This window comes from Empedobacter sp. R132-2, from assembly GCF_030324375.1.
Taxonomy (GTDB): domain Bacteria; phylum Bacteroidota; class Bacteroidia; order Flavobacteriales; family Weeksellaceae; genus Empedobacter; species Empedobacter falsenii_B.
This window is the reverse complement of sequence record NZ_JACAGG010000018.1, coordinates 36,557-49,367: the sequence shown is the minus strand read 5'-3', so window position 1 is coordinate 49,367 and position 12,811 is coordinate 36,557. Positions and strand designations below refer to the sequence as shown.

General features: G+C 31.7%; 13 protein-coding genes. 8 read left to right on the top strand and 5 right to left on the bottom strand.

Features of this window, described 5'->3' with window-relative positions:
- Positions 1 to 61: 61 nt before the first annotated feature.
- A complete protein-coding gene (locus HXZ69_RS09630; RefSeq protein ID WP_286495810.1) occupies positions 62 to 493 on the bottom strand; it encodes a hypothetical protein in 432 nt (143 codons plus the stop codon).
- A 290-nt stretch (positions 494 to 783) separates the two neighbouring features.
- Here HXZ69_RS09630 and HXZ69_RS09625 point away from each other — a divergent pair, with 290 nt between their 5' ends.
- Positions 784 to 1,737 (top strand): isopenicillin N synthase family dioxygenase, encoded by a 954-nt coding sequence (locus tag HXZ69_RS09625; protein ID WP_286495809.1) that lies wholly within the window; start codon positions 784 to 786, stop codon positions 1,735 to 1,737.
- Between the two features lie 61 nt (positions 1,738 to 1,798).
- Here HXZ69_RS09625 and HXZ69_RS09620 read toward each other — a convergent pair whose 3' ends face one another.
- From HXZ69_RS09620 to HXZ69_RS09610, 3 genes are all read right to left on the bottom strand, one after another.
- A complete protein-coding gene (locus HXZ69_RS09620) occupies positions 1,799 to 2,245 on the bottom strand; it encodes a hypothetical protein (protein ID WP_286495807.1) in 447 nt (148 codons plus the stop codon).
- A gap of 117 nt (positions 2,246 to 2,362) precedes the next feature.
- Complete coding sequence (locus HXZ69_RS09615; RefSeq protein ID WP_286495806.1) at positions 2,363 to 2,935, bottom strand: hypothetical protein; 573 nt, start codon at positions 2,933 to 2,935, stop codon at positions 2,363 to 2,365.
- Positions 2,936 to 3,401: 466 nt separating this feature from the next.
- Positions 3,402 to 4,706 (bottom strand): M28 family metallopeptidase, encoded by a 1,305-nt coding sequence (locus HXZ69_RS09610; protein WP_286495805.1) that lies wholly within the window; start codon positions 4,704 to 4,706, stop codon positions 3,402 to 3,404.
- 192 nt (positions 4,707 to 4,898) lie between these two features.
- Here HXZ69_RS09610 and HXZ69_RS09605 point away from each other — a divergent pair, with 192 nt between their 5' ends.
- From HXZ69_RS09605 to HXZ69_RS09585, 5 genes are all read left to right on the top strand, one after another.
- On the top strand, positions 4,899 to 6,077 hold the full coding sequence (locus HXZ69_RS09605) for a thiolase family protein (protein WP_286495804.1): 1,179 nt from the start codon (positions 4,899 to 4,901) through the stop codon (positions 6,075 to 6,077).
- A 157-nt stretch (positions 6,078 to 6,234) separates the two neighbouring features.
- The gene (locus tag HXZ69_RS09600; protein ID WP_038334644.1) at positions 6,235 to 7,188 is read left to right on the top strand and encodes an acetyl-CoA carboxylase carboxyltransferase subunit alpha; all 954 of its coding nucleotides are present in this window, start codon (positions 6,235 to 6,237) and stop codon (positions 7,186 to 7,188) included.
- Between the two features lie 99 nt (positions 7,189 to 7,287).
- Entirely contained in the window at positions 7,288 to 8,847 is a 1,560-nt protein-coding gene (gene dnaB / locus HXZ69_RS09595; RefSeq protein ID WP_115001280.1) for a replicative DNA helicase, read from the top strand.
- A 73-nt stretch (positions 8,848 to 8,920) separates the two neighbouring features.
- Positions 8,921 to 9,178: a hypothetical protein gene (locus HXZ69_RS09590; protein ID WP_125349038.1), complete on the top strand. Its 258-nt coding sequence runs from the start codon at positions 8,921 to 8,923 to the stop codon at positions 9,176 to 9,178.
- Positions 9,179 to 9,325: 147 nt separating this feature from the next.
- Entirely contained in the window at positions 9,326 to 10,699 is a 1,374-nt protein-coding gene (locus HXZ69_RS09585) for an NAD-dependent succinate-semialdehyde dehydrogenase (protein ID WP_219034703.1), read from the top strand.
- A 61-nt stretch (positions 10,700 to 10,760) separates the two neighbouring features.
- Here the strand turns inward: HXZ69_RS09585 and HXZ69_RS09580 are convergent, their stop codons facing one another.
- A complete protein-coding gene (locus tag HXZ69_RS09580) occupies positions 10,761 to 11,159 on the bottom strand; it encodes a group III truncated hemoglobin (RefSeq protein WP_019975256.1) in 399 nt (132 codons plus the stop codon).
- A 94-nt stretch (positions 11,160 to 11,253) separates the two neighbouring features.
- On the opposite strand from HXZ69_RS09580, the gene rbfA reads away from it, so the two are divergent.
- Positions 11,254 to 11,613 carry a 30S ribosome-binding factor RbfA gene (rbfA, locus tag HXZ69_RS09575; RefSeq protein WP_038334637.1) on the top strand — a complete coding sequence of 120 codons (360 nt, stop codon included), beginning with the start codon at positions 11,254 to 11,256 and terminating at the stop codon, positions 11,611 to 11,613.
- On the top strand, positions 11,613 to 12,797 hold the full coding sequence (locus HXZ69_RS09570) for an ABC transporter permease (protein WP_221855976.1): 1,185 nt from the start codon (positions 11,613 to 11,615) through the stop codon (positions 12,795 to 12,797). Before rbfA ends, HXZ69_RS09570 begins: the two co-directional genes overlap by 1 nt.
- Positions 12,798 to 12,811: the final 14 nt, after the last annotated feature.

Below are 12,811 nucleotides of genomic sequence, written 5' to 3'. Positions count from 1 at the left end.
CTTTGTGGTAAAATTAGGTTGAGGAGTTATAGATAATTATAAAAAATTTATTCTACACACCCTAATTATTAACTCTATAAGGAATATTAAAACTCAATTTAACATTCTCTCCCTCATCATTTACTGCTGGTTTTATTTTAATATTTTCAGCAATCAACTTTCGTGCATAATTAACAAATGCTTGCGTAAGTAAAGACTTTTCTGAATCTGTTCCTGTTATATCTAAATTAACAAATTCACCTTTAGCACTTACTTGAAACTTAACTTTAGCATCAATTCTTACTTGACGAATAGTTAAATTATTTTCATGTAAGACATTTTCAACTTCAATTAGGAGCCCTTCATTTACTTTCGTTCCGAAACACTTCATCAATTCTTTATTTCCTTTAGAAATATATTTTTCACAACCAGGATAAATAACCATTGTAGCCTTCCCTTTTTCTTGAGCAAAGACAATCGAACTAAATAATAAAAAAGTAAATAGTAGTTTCATTCATTTTATTTTTTTGTAATATAACAAAACTCATATCTATTATCATAACTATAAGTAATATATATTAAAACACTACTTTAAATAGTAAATATTTATATTCATCAAAAATAACAAATCCTCAAAAATAAATTTCATATTATTAAAAATAAATACTTTAACCAATTAAAACCATTTAAACGATTTAATTTTAAATCAAACCAATAGCAATTCAAAAAAGTTATCAACAATATTATTCACAAAAGAAATCTTTCTATACCTTTGCAGAAGAAATTTTATAAAACAAAATATAAATGTCACAAAACGGAATTCCATCGGTTAATTTAGCAGACTTTTTATCTGATGATCAAGCAAGAAAACAAAAATTTGTCAACGAAATTGGTCAAGCATACGAAGAAATAGGATTCGTTGCTTTGAAAGGACATTTTTTATCTGACGAATTAGTTGAAAATTTATATAAAAGCGTTCGCGAATTTTACGCTTTACCTACAGAAACAAAACAAAGTTATGTAGTAGAAGGAATTGGTGGTCAACGCGGTTATACAGCTTTCGGTAACGAACATGCAAAAGGTAGAACTGTTGGTGATTTGAAAGAATTTTGGCATTTTGGACAGTATTTATCTGAAGAAGATAAAGCGAAATACAACTATCCAGAAAATGTTGATGTAAACGAAGTTCCAGGTTTTAACACTTATGGTGAAGAAACATACAAACAATTAGAAAAAACAGGAGTTTACGTTTTACGTGCTTTGGCTTTATTCTTAGGTTTAGACGAGTTTTACTTTGATGATAAAGTGAAAAACGGAAACTCTATTTTGAGAGCAATTCACTATCCTCCTATCACGGAAGAGCCTAAAGATGCGGTTCGCGCAGGTGCTCACGGTGATATTAACTTGATTACATTGTTAATGGGAGCGCAAGGTCGTGGATTACAAGTGCAACGTCACGATGGAACTTGGGTTGATGCAATTGCTGCTGACGACGAATTGGTGATTAATGTTGGTGATATGTTATCTCGTCACACAAACAACAGATTAAAATCGACAATTCACCAAGTGGTTAATCCAGAGAAAGAATTATGGGGAACATCTCGTTTTTCTATTCCATTCTTTATGCACCCAGTTTCTGAAATGGATTTATCTGTTTTAGAAGATTGTGTAACAGAAGAAAATCCAAAACAATTTGAAGATATTACAGCTGGAGATTTCTTGACTCAGCGTTTAAGAGAAATTGGTTTAATTAAATAAGCCATATTTAATCTATTATTTCATAAAAAAGAGAGTTGATTTTGTCAACTCTCTTTTCTTTTTACATACCTCTTACGTACATATTGTAATTAAAAATATCCAAACACAACAAGGTGTATTTATAATCATTTTTGTTGATATTTACTTCCAAAACTGGATCCGAATTATAAAATCTAATTTTTAGATTATCATTCTTATCCAATAATAAATAAATGGATGAAATCGTTGGTCGAATATCATTCATCCAATTTTTCAAAGATTCTTTTGAATCTTTAATCAACTCAAATTTTTGAAAATATTCTTGAAAAAAATTCTCTAAACGTTGCACTTGTGTCAAACGATCCAATTCGCGATATAAGTCAATAAAAACACATAATTTTTCGCGCTTTGGACAAACACACGGATACGGGTGTTCGCCATTATAAAACCATCTCTGCCACTTTTTACAAGACGTCTCTTCTATCGCTTTCTCAAATTCGTCTTCGTACTTTAAAAGCCACCAATTCATACGGCAAATTCGTAAATTACCTTTTGATAACTGCAAAAGCTCGTCTATATATGCGCTAACGTTTAACATCAATTAAAAATTTGAGTCTTGCTAATTTACAATTTTTCTGATTGAATTTTAATGTTTTAAGAATAATTTTTCAAATTTTAGAATCTTGAATTGCTCATCAAATAAAACGTTATAAAAGAACATTTTTTCCTTCATCATTTTATTTTTCATTTGCACATTTCGAACTGGAATTAAGACATTAAATTGAAATTTTCTATCTTTTTCGAAGTGATTAACAGCCGCATAATAAATCAAATTGTACCACGAATCAATTGGTGCATAAATCCCATAAAAATCAGGATATAGCGCATCTGTTTCATCTTTGTAAACATTGGAAATCGAATAATTATCAATCTCAAATTTCGAAACACATTTGTAGGTTGTTAACTTAGAACAAATTGAAGTGTCTTGTACATATTTTACCGAATCCAATTTCAGTCCAAATTCGTCCATTTTATAATCTTCAAACTTATTAATTGTAGGATCTACCACAATTTTTTTGTTCGGAAATTCCAAACTTTGTTTTTGGATATCTTGTAAAATAGTATCGTATATTTTAGTTCGAATTTGATTTGGGTTAACATTTTGCGCATCAACAAATAACACAATATGTAAGGAAAAAACCAATAAAAAAAGTCTCATTTTGGCGTTTTTGGTTTAAAATTTGTTTAAATTTATGAAGTCTTTACGATTCAAAATCAAATTTAGTTGAAAAGATTTCAAATCTTATCATTTCATCATCTTTTCGTAAATAAATAGTTAAAAAGGTGTTAAAGTACGTTTTCACGTAATTACATTTTAACTATTATTGTTTATTTTTAATGGATTAATATAAAGTTTAATATCCGACAACAAACGATTGTTATAAATATTTTCTATATATATTATAAATAAAATCTTTTACAATTTCTCCAAATAAGACATAAAAGTTAGACATTTGCAGTGTCAAATAATTTATTCATAGATAGTAAGACAAAGAGTAACAACGAGTATAACGAAATTGATTTATGAAGTTTGGAATTACTCGCACTCTTTTTACTTTTTAGAGTTTTTTATAGTAGTTTAGGTTGGTTAGTAATCCGTTCACTTTGAACGGATTATTTTTTTTTTATAGCTTATTTATAAAATCTTTCAACAAATTATATACTTTTTCGGAGTAACTCAAATCCAAACTTTCTGCTGTATCATTGGGATCATGATAAAAACCTTTTCCTCCTAATGTATAAATAAAAAACGATGGAACACCTTTCAAATAAAACGGACAATGATCGGAATTACACGATTCTCCTCGAGTTTTAACTTCTTTTAGATAATTATTTGTTTGATTTAATTCAACTAATTTTTCAAATTGATTTTTAAAAACTTTACCATTCACAACTTGAATCCCTTGATCGCCTGCTCCCATAATATCTAGGTTTACAAGAAATTTGATTTCATTCAATGAAAAAAGTGAATGATTGACATAATAATCTGCACCTAAAATTCCCGCTTCTTCACCAGCAAAAGCCATAAAAATCGTTCTGTAATTAGGTTGATGTTTCGAATAATACTTCATCAACGTCATCATCATCGCTGTTCCGCTCGCATTATCACTCGCTCCAGGAAAAATAGTTTGTCCAACTTTCCCTAAATGATCATAATGAGCAGAAATCACAACAACACTATCATTATTTTTTCCGTCAATATAACCAATTATATTATTTGCTTCGAATGAATTATTCAACTCTGAATCAATAGAATAATCGTTTATTTTTAAATTTTTAGAATAAAAGTTATCTGAAATAATAAATTCTGAAATCGAAGATTGTCGCTGACTAAGACTCGACGTTAATTTATCTGAAGTAAATCGAAAAATCGCACGATTTTCATTTTCATCTTTCTCATAAATATTCGCCCATTGTTTGTAATATTTCTGAATAGAATCCACAGAAGTCACTAAAGGAGGCAAAATAATATGTTTCCCTTTTTGCAATTCATCATCTTTCACAATAAAATCTCTCGTTTTATCTTTCGATTGAAAAGATTCGATATAAGCTTTTGTGTCAAAAATATAAAAAGGTAAATTCGTTTTCGAAATTGATTTAGAACTTGGTTTTACGATAAAATCTGTTCCATATTTCAATTCTTTTCCATTAATTTTCAGTTTTGCGTTTTTGATAATATTAATCGGAAAAGTAAACGTTTGATTATAGTGATTAGAAAAAGATTTCAATCCATTTTTTTGAAATTCGTTTTGTAAATAAATTCCAGCATTTGTCATTCCATTTTCTACATAACCTCTACCAGCAAATGAATTTGATGTAAGCGAATCTAAAATTGTTTTAAAATATTTTTGATCAAAGGTTTGCGCATTTCCGATTGCAATTGCAAAACACGAAATCAAACCAAATAATATCATTTTTATCTTCAGCATTTTAATCATTTTATCCTTCAAAAAATATTCTATTCTTAGATAATTATCATTTTAACAAAAAAAATCAATTATCTGTATTAAGTCAATAACAAATTTAAAAAATCTTTAAAAAGTAAATCAAATTAATACAACTATAAATTTTATATCTTGCATTATTAAGTTATCATAATAAAAACAACAAATCACAATTAAATGAAAGAAGTCGTAATAGTTTCAGCTGTTCGTACAGCAATGGGATCTTTTTTGGGAAGTTTATCTAACGTTCCAGCTACAGATTTAGGCGCAACAGCTATTAAAGGAGCTTTAGATAAAATCAACTTAGATGGATCTTTGGTTGATGAAGTATATATGGGAAATGTATTGCAAGCTGGTGAAGGCCAAGCGCCTGCTAAGCAAGCAATGATAAAAGCAGGTTTACCAAATACGATTCCTGCAACAACGGTAAACAAAGTTTGTGCTTCTGGTATGAAAGCTGTAATGTTTGCTACGCAAGCGATTCGTTTGGGTGATGCTGATGTTGTAGTTGCCGGAGGAATGGAAAATATGTCGATGGTTCCTTTCTATTCGCCAAATGCAAGAACTGGAAATAAATACGGAAATACAGTTTTGTTAGATGGAATTGTGAACGATGGTTTGCAAGATTACTACAGCAAAGAAATGATGGGACTTTTTGGAGATACTTGTGCAACTGAGTTCAATATTTCTCGTGAAGAGCAAGATGAATTTGCGATTAATTCTTACAAAAAATCTGCTGCTGCTTGGGCTAATGGAAAATTTGACAACGAAGTTGTTCCTGTAGAAATTCCTCAACGCAAAGGAGAACCAGTTATTTTTAAAGAAGACGAAGAATATAAAAATGTGAACTTTGATAAAGTTCCAGGTTTACGCGCTGTTTTCTCTAAAGACGGAACTGTAACTGCTGCAAATGCTTCTACAATCAATGATGGAGCTTCTGCTTTGGTATTAATGTCTTTGGACAAAGCAAACGAATTAGGATTAAAACCTCTTGCGAAAGTTATCGCTTATGCTGATGCTTCTCAAGAACCTTCAAAATTTACAACTGCGCCAGCTAAAGCGGTTGAAAAATTATTAAAAAAAGCAAATATGACTGCTACTGATGTTGATTTCTGGGAATTTAACGAAGCGTTTTCAGTTGTTGGAATTGCAAATACTAAATTATTAAATCTTGATGCTTCTAAAGTTAATGTAAATGGAGGAGCGGTTTCTATCGGTCATCCACTTGGAAATTCTGGATCAAGAATTTTGGTTACATTATTAAATGTTTTAGAGCAAAATGGAGGAAAAATTGGAGGTGCAGCTATCTGTAATGGTGGTGGTGGAGCATCTGCAATGATTATCGAAAAAATCTAATTTTAGATCAAATACATGATGAAAGCGTCTAATCTGTAGACGCTTTTTTATCTTTTGAAATTAAAATACTTGTAAAAAATCTGAAAAACATTCGACATTTATTATAATTGGCTTAAAAACCTTTTCTATATTTGTTGGATTGAACAAACACTTTTGTATGGAATATTTAGAATTTGAACAACCTATCAAAGATTTAGAAGAACAGTTACAAAGCTGTCAAATCGTCGGCGAAGGAAGCGGTGTTAACATCAAACAGGCTTGCGTTGAAATTGAAATTGCAATTGAAAATAAAAAGAAGGAAATCTATGGTAATTTAACGCCATGGCAACGTGTACAATTGTCTCGTCATCCTTCTCGCCCTTATACTTTAGACTACGCTTACGCGATCACAGATAACACGTTTATCGAAATTCACGGAGATAGAACTTTTGCTGATGATAAAGCAATGGTTGGTGGTATGGGAAAAATCAATGGTCAAACTTTTATGATTATTGGTCAACAAAAAGGAAAAAATACCAAAGAAAGACAATATCGTCGTTTCGGAATGTCTAATCCAGATGGTTACCGCAAAGCTTTACGTTTGATGAAGTTAGCAGAAAAGTTTAATATTCCTGTCTTGACTTTAGTCGACACTCCTGGTGCATATCCTGGTTTAGAAGCTGAAGAAAGAGGTCAAGGTGAAGCTATCGCTAAAAACATCTACGAAATGTTGAAACTTACAGTTCCTATCATTACAATTGTAATTGGTGAAGGAGCTTCAGGTGGAGCATTAGGAATTGGAGTTGGGAACAAAGTTTTCATGTTAGAAAACACTTGGTATTCTGTAATTTCACCAGAAAACTGTTCTACAATTTTATGGAGAAGTTGGGATTACAAAGAGCAAGCTGCTTCGCAAATGAAATTAACTGGTCCTGATATGTTAGAATTAGGATTAATTGAAGACATCATTCAAGAACCGCTTGGTGGAGCACACTACAAACCAGAAGTTGCGTACACAAACTTGAAAAATAAAGTTTTAGACACTTACAACGAATTGAAAAAACTTTCTCCAAAAGAATTACAACAACAACGTCAAGAACGTTACATCAAATTCGGAGAATTTTCAGGATAAAATATTGTTTTACAATAATACTTATTGTAGAATATACAATTTTAAAACGAGATATAAAATTAGTTATATCTCGTTTTTTTATTTAATTTTGAAACTCTTATGGAACAAGCAAATTATAATCCCGAAATACCAGCTAACAAGCACAATGTCATTGGTTTAGAGAAAGGTAAACTTCCTCCACAAGCTGTTGATTTAGAGCAAGCTGTACTTGGTGCGATGATGATTGATAAAAAAGGGTTGGATGAAGTCATTGACATTCTTACACCGCAAGTTTTTTATCGTCCAGAGCATCAAGCGATTTATGCTGTCATTCAAAAATTATTTAACGATTCAGAACCTATTGATTTATTAACGGTTTCGAATGAGTTGAAAAGTGAAGGCAAATTAGATCGTGTTGGCGGTGATTATTATTTGATTCAATTAACGCAAAAAGTTTCTTCTTCTGCACACGTGGAGTATTATGCTCGTGTCATTCAAGAAAAATATATTCTTCGTCGTTTAATTGAAATTTCGAATCAAGTCATTGAAAAATCATACGATGATACTGCCGATGTATTTGATTTACTGGATTATTCTGAATCGAAATTATTCGAAATTACAGAAGGTGGAATCAAGCGTAGTTATTCGGAAGCAAGAGATTTAGTTACAGAAGCGATTGACAAAATTAAAGCCCAATCTACCAAAGAAGGAATGTCTGGTTTATCTTCTGGATTTACAGAAATTGATAAAATTACTTCGGGTTGGCAAGAATCGGATTTGATTATCTTAGCCGCTCGTCCTGGTATGGGGAAAACCGCTTTTATCCTTTCGATGGCGAAAAATATGACGGTGGACAAAAATATTCCAGTTGCTGTTTTTTCATTAGAGATGTCTTCTGTTCAGTTGATTACGCGTATGATTTCGGGTGAAACTGGAATTTCGGGTGAAAAATTGCGTAAAGCAAAATTAGCCGATCACGAATGGAAACAATTATATACAAAAGTAAAAGGTCTTGAAAATGCACCGCTTTACATTGACGATACGCCTGCCCTTTCTATCTTCGATTTAAGAGCAAAAGCGCGTCGTTTGGTTTCTCAACATGGTGTAAAAATGATTTTGATTGACTACTTACAGTTAATGACTGCTGGTGGAAAAGCAAATGGAAACCGTGAGCAAGAAATTTCGATGATTTCGCGCTCCTTAAAAGCAATCGCAAAAGAGTTAAGTATTCCTGTTATTGCACTTTCGCAGTTATCTCGTTCGGTAGAAACTCGTGGAGGAAGCAAGCGTCCATTATTATCGGATTTACGTGAATCTGGAGCGATTGAGCAAGATGCCGATATCGTTTCGTTTATTTATCGTCCCGAATATTATAAATTAGAATATTGGGATGATGAAAGTGAACCTTGCGCTGGTCAAGCCGAATTTATCATTGCTAAACACCGTAATGGTGCGTTAGAAAATGTGCGTCTACGATTCATTAATGAGCAAGCTAAATTTACCGATTTAGAAACTTCATTTGGTGGAGATTTCGAAATTCAAAGCTCGATGAATGATGGTTCTCAAGAAATGGGAAGTGCAATGAATTTATCTGCTATCGATCCTTCTGATGCTTTTGGAGATTTCGGCGGAGAATTCACAAGTTCGATGAACAACGACGACGATAATTTACCGTTTTAAAAGAATGATTTTATTTTGAACGAATTGTTCTATTAAGATTTGATAATTTTAATCAATCATAAATATTTACTTTATGAAAAAGAATCTAGAATTTATTGCAGAACTTTATGGTTGGATTCAAATCTTTATATCACCCTTTATTATTGGCTTCATAATTGGATTGTTGATTTATTTTCAAAATAAATCAATTTCTAATTTAATTATTGGTTCTATCTTCATTCTAACAGGATTAATATTAGGAATTATTTTAGCAAATAAAAAAATGAAAAGTAAAAACGGAACAATTTGGTTTTTATCACGAACAAATTCAGCAACTGATTTAGATAAATAATCATTCTTCTAATTTCTATTGTTCATTTATACTTACTTTATTGTTCAAACCTTCTAAAATCTCATCAACTATCAGTTTTATTTATCCTAAAAGTTTTGTTAGGAACGAGAATTGCTACAACTTTGTATACATTAAATAAAGAGTGAAATGGCAAGTTCAATCAGAACATTAAATCCTGCTACAGGTAAAATCGAAAAAGAATTTCAAGCCTACACAAGCGAAGAAATCAATCAATATATAGACGACGCAAACGAATTATATCAAACATGGCGATTCGAATCTTTCGAAGAAAGAAAAGCTGTAATGAAACGTGTCGCAAACGAAATGCGTAAGCAAAAAGCTCGATTAGCTGCTTTGATTACAACAGAAATGGGAAAACCATTGTATGAAAGTGAAATCGAAATTGATTATAGTGCAAATATCATCGAATATTACGCTGATAATGCAGAAGAATTCTTGGCAAATGTTCCTATACAAACAGAAAAAGGTGACGCTTATGTGGTTTCAGAACCTATTGGTGTGTTATTAGGTGTCATGCCTTGGAACTTTCCTTTTTCTCAAATTGCACGTTTTGCTGGGCCTCACATTATGGCTGGTAACACAGTTGTTTTGAAAACGGCTTCTAATATTCCGCAATGTGGAATCGCTTTCGAAGAAATGTTTACTGCTGCTGGCGCTCCAAAAGGTTTGTACAAAAACTTATTGATGTCAGGAAAAGACACAGATTCGATTATTAATAATCCAAAAATTGTTGGTGTATCTTTAACTGGTTCAGAAGCTGCTGGTGCAGAGGTTGCAAGTATCGCTGGTAAAAATGTAAAACCTTCGGTTTTAGAACTTGGTGGTTCTGATCCAATGATCGTTTTGAATGATGCGGATATCGAAAAAGTGATGAACGGAACCATTAACGGTCGTTTACGTAATGCTGGACAAGCTTGTACTTCTTCGAAACGTATTATAGTACAAGAAGGTATTTACGATGAATATTTGAAAAAAATTACGGACTATATAAACGGAATGAAAGTTGGCGACCCTACACATGCTGACACCAATATGGGACCTGTAAGTTCGGAAAGCGCGTTAGAAAAATTATTGGATCAAATTAATGATTCAGCTAATAAAGGAGCAACAATTGTTTCAGGAGGAAAACGTATTGATCGTGATGGGTTCTTTTTACAACCAACAATTTTAACAGATTTAAAACCTGGAATGAAGGCCTATGACGAAGAAGTTTTTGGACCTGTAGTTTGTATTTGGAAAGTGAAGGATGTAGAAGAAGCAATCAAAATTGCGAATGATACGCCTTACGGATTAGGTGCTTCTATTTATACAGAAGATGTTCCGAATGCGGAGAAAATCGCTCGTAGAATAGATTCGGGAATGGTTTACGTAAACAAACAAGTTTCTTCAAGCCCAGATTTACCTTTCGGTGGTGTGAAACATTCGGGTTACGGACGCGAACTTTCTAAAGCTGGAATTATGGAGTTTATCAATAAAAAATTAATCATGATTGCGAAATAATTTTTCAATCATTAATCAAATTATACAAAAAAAATGCAACTTTTATGAAGCTGCATTTTTTTTATTGAATAAACCCTTGTTTTTGTTCCATTTGGTCAATTTTGAAAAGAATTAAATCACGCATAATTTTTGCTCTATTTTTTGCTTCATTTGCTATTTCTCCTTCAAATTTTTCGTCAATTATTCCGTACCACAATTCAATCCAACGCTCGAAATGATGCGGTTTTAATTTCTCTTTCTGACTCAAAACCAAATGTGTTCGCATTGGCCAACCTTCAAAAGTTGCTTTTCCTAATAAAACAGTTTCCCAAAACTGAATCATATGCGGCAAATGTTCGTCCCAATTTACCTTTGCAACTTCCGAAAAAAAGTAACCAATGACATCATCTTTTTGCACTTTATCGTAAAACGTATTTACCAATAAAGCAACATCTTCTGAAGTTTCGATATCTTTTTTCATTAAAACAAATTTACAAAGAACTTAATTCAATTCATCAATGTTTTTAATCACGAAAAAATGCAGTAATTTTACAGTCTCATAAAAATGAATAAAATTGGATAGCAATAGACAACAAAAAGTAAGTAAATTATTTCAAGAAGAATTAGCAGAAGCTTTTAGAAAATGGGCTGTAAAGGAATTCCCTGGAAATTTGATTAGTGTTACAGAAGTAAAAGTAACACCAGATTTGAGCGTTTCTAAAATCTATGTAAGTATTTTTCCAAGTACTCAAAAAGACGAAATTTTCAAAGAAATTAGAGTTAATACACCATTATTTAGAGGAATTTTATCAAAAAGTGCTTCTAAACAAATGCGTATTACACCAGAATTAATTTTCATTTTAGATAATTCGTTAGACGAAATGGATAAAATCGACAAAGCGCTAAGAGGAGAAGGAAATAATCCAATCTTATAATGAGAAACATTTCACTTTACATTGCGAAACGCTACATTTTTTCGAAAACGAATACAAACGCCGTAAACATTATTACATCGATTGCTGTTGGTGCTATTCTGGTTGCTACAGCGGCTTTATTTATTATTTTATCCGTTTTTTCGGGATTAGAAAAAATGAATTTAAAGTATTATAGCAATGTAAATCCTGAAATTAAAATATCACCTTCGAAAGGAAAAGTATTGGACAGTTTAACTTTTGTTGTGGATCAATTGAAGCAACAAAAAGATGTCAAAGCTTTTTCTAAAATCATCGAAGAAAAAGTCTACATCGATTACAAAGGAAAGCAAGATATTGCCTATTTGAAAGGTGTTGACGAAAATTTCACCAAAATTACACGTTTAGATACGGTAATTTATGGTGGACAATATTTAGACTTTAATCGCGATGATAATTTTATTGTTTCGAATGGAATTGCAGAGCGTTTGCAACTTTATATCGATCCGATAACGCCAGCAGATTTGATGATGCCAAAAGCTGGAACAGGTCTAATAAAACAAGAAAGCGATGCTTTTACACGCAAAGATGCGTACAGTGTTGGCGTGTTTATTTTGAACGAACAATACGACAAACACATATTTACAACTTTAGGTTTGGCGCAAGAATTATTGTTGTTAAACGAAAATCAATGTTATTCGATTGAGGTAAAAACGACTGGAAAAAAATCGTTTAACGAAGTAAAAATTCAACTTCAAAAAATATTAGGTTCTCATTATAAAATCGAAACCAGACAAGATTTAGATTCAGCTTTCTTAAAAGTAATGAATATGGAAAATTTAATCAGTTACTTGATTTTTACGTTAGTCATTATCATTGCATGTTTCAATTTGGCAGGAACAATTATTATCTTGATTTTGGATAAAAAGAAAGAAATTCAGACGATGTATAGTTTTGGATTATCACGAAAAAACATTCGTAATATTTTCTTTCAAACTGGTTTTATTATCACCCTTATCGCGATGACAACAGGTTTATTAATCGCCTCTGTTATTGGATTATTACAAATAGATTTTGGTTTGGTTATGGCTTCGCCAACTGTTCCATTTCCATTTATCTTTTCTGTCGAAAATTTTGTTGCAGTTATTGTAACTGTTTTAGGTTTGGGAAGCTTAGTTTCGTGGATCGTTTCCAGACAAGTGAAATAAAAAATATTAAGACA

Excerpts from the sequence above, each read along its gene's own strand:
- HXZ69_RS09580 (WP_019975256.1), bottom strand. The coding sequence starts at position 11,159 with ATGAAAAAAGATATCGAAACTTCAGAAGATGTTGCTTTATTGGTAAAT.
- HXZ69_RS09625 (WP_286495809.1), top strand. The coding sequence starts at position 784 with ATGTCACAAAACGGAATTCCATCGGTTAATTTAGCAGACTTTTTATCT.
- HXZ69_RS09630 (WP_286495810.1), bottom strand. The coding sequence starts at position 493 with ATGAAACTACTATTTACTTTTTTATTATTTAGTTCGATTGTCTTTGCT.
- dnaB (WP_115001280.1), top strand. The coding sequence starts at position 7,288 with ATGGAACAAGCAAATTATAATCCCGAAATACCAGCTAACAAGCACAAT.
- HXZ69_RS09590 (WP_125349038.1), top strand. The coding sequence starts at position 8,921 with ATGAAAAAGAATCTAGAATTTATTGCAGAACTTTATGGTTGGATTCAA.
- HXZ69_RS09605 (WP_286495804.1), top strand. The coding sequence starts at position 4,899 with ATGAAAGAAGTCGTAATAGTTTCAGCTGTTCGTACAGCAATGGGATCT.
- HXZ69_RS09600 (WP_038334644.1), top strand. The coding sequence starts at position 6,235 with ATGGAATATTTAGAATTTGAACAACCTATCAAAGATTTAGAAGAACAG.
- HXZ69_RS09585 (WP_219034703.1), top strand. The coding sequence starts at position 9,326 with ATGGCAAGTTCAATCAGAACATTAAATCCTGCTACAGGTAAAATCGAA.
- HXZ69_RS09620 (WP_286495807.1), bottom strand. The coding sequence starts at position 2,245 with ATGAATTGGTGGCTTTTAAAGTACGAAGACGAATTTGAGAAAGCGATA.
- HXZ69_RS09570 (WP_221855976.1), top strand. The coding sequence starts at position 11,613 with ATGAGAAACATTTCACTTTACATTGCGAAACGCTACATTTTTTCGAAA.
- HXZ69_RS09610 (WP_286495805.1), bottom strand. The coding sequence starts at position 4,706 with ATGCTGAAGATAAAAATGATATTATTTGGTTTGATTTCGTGTTTTGCA.
- HXZ69_RS09615 (WP_286495806.1), bottom strand. The coding sequence starts at position 2,935 with ATGAGACTTTTTTTATTGGTTTTTTCCTTACATATTGTGTTATTTGTT.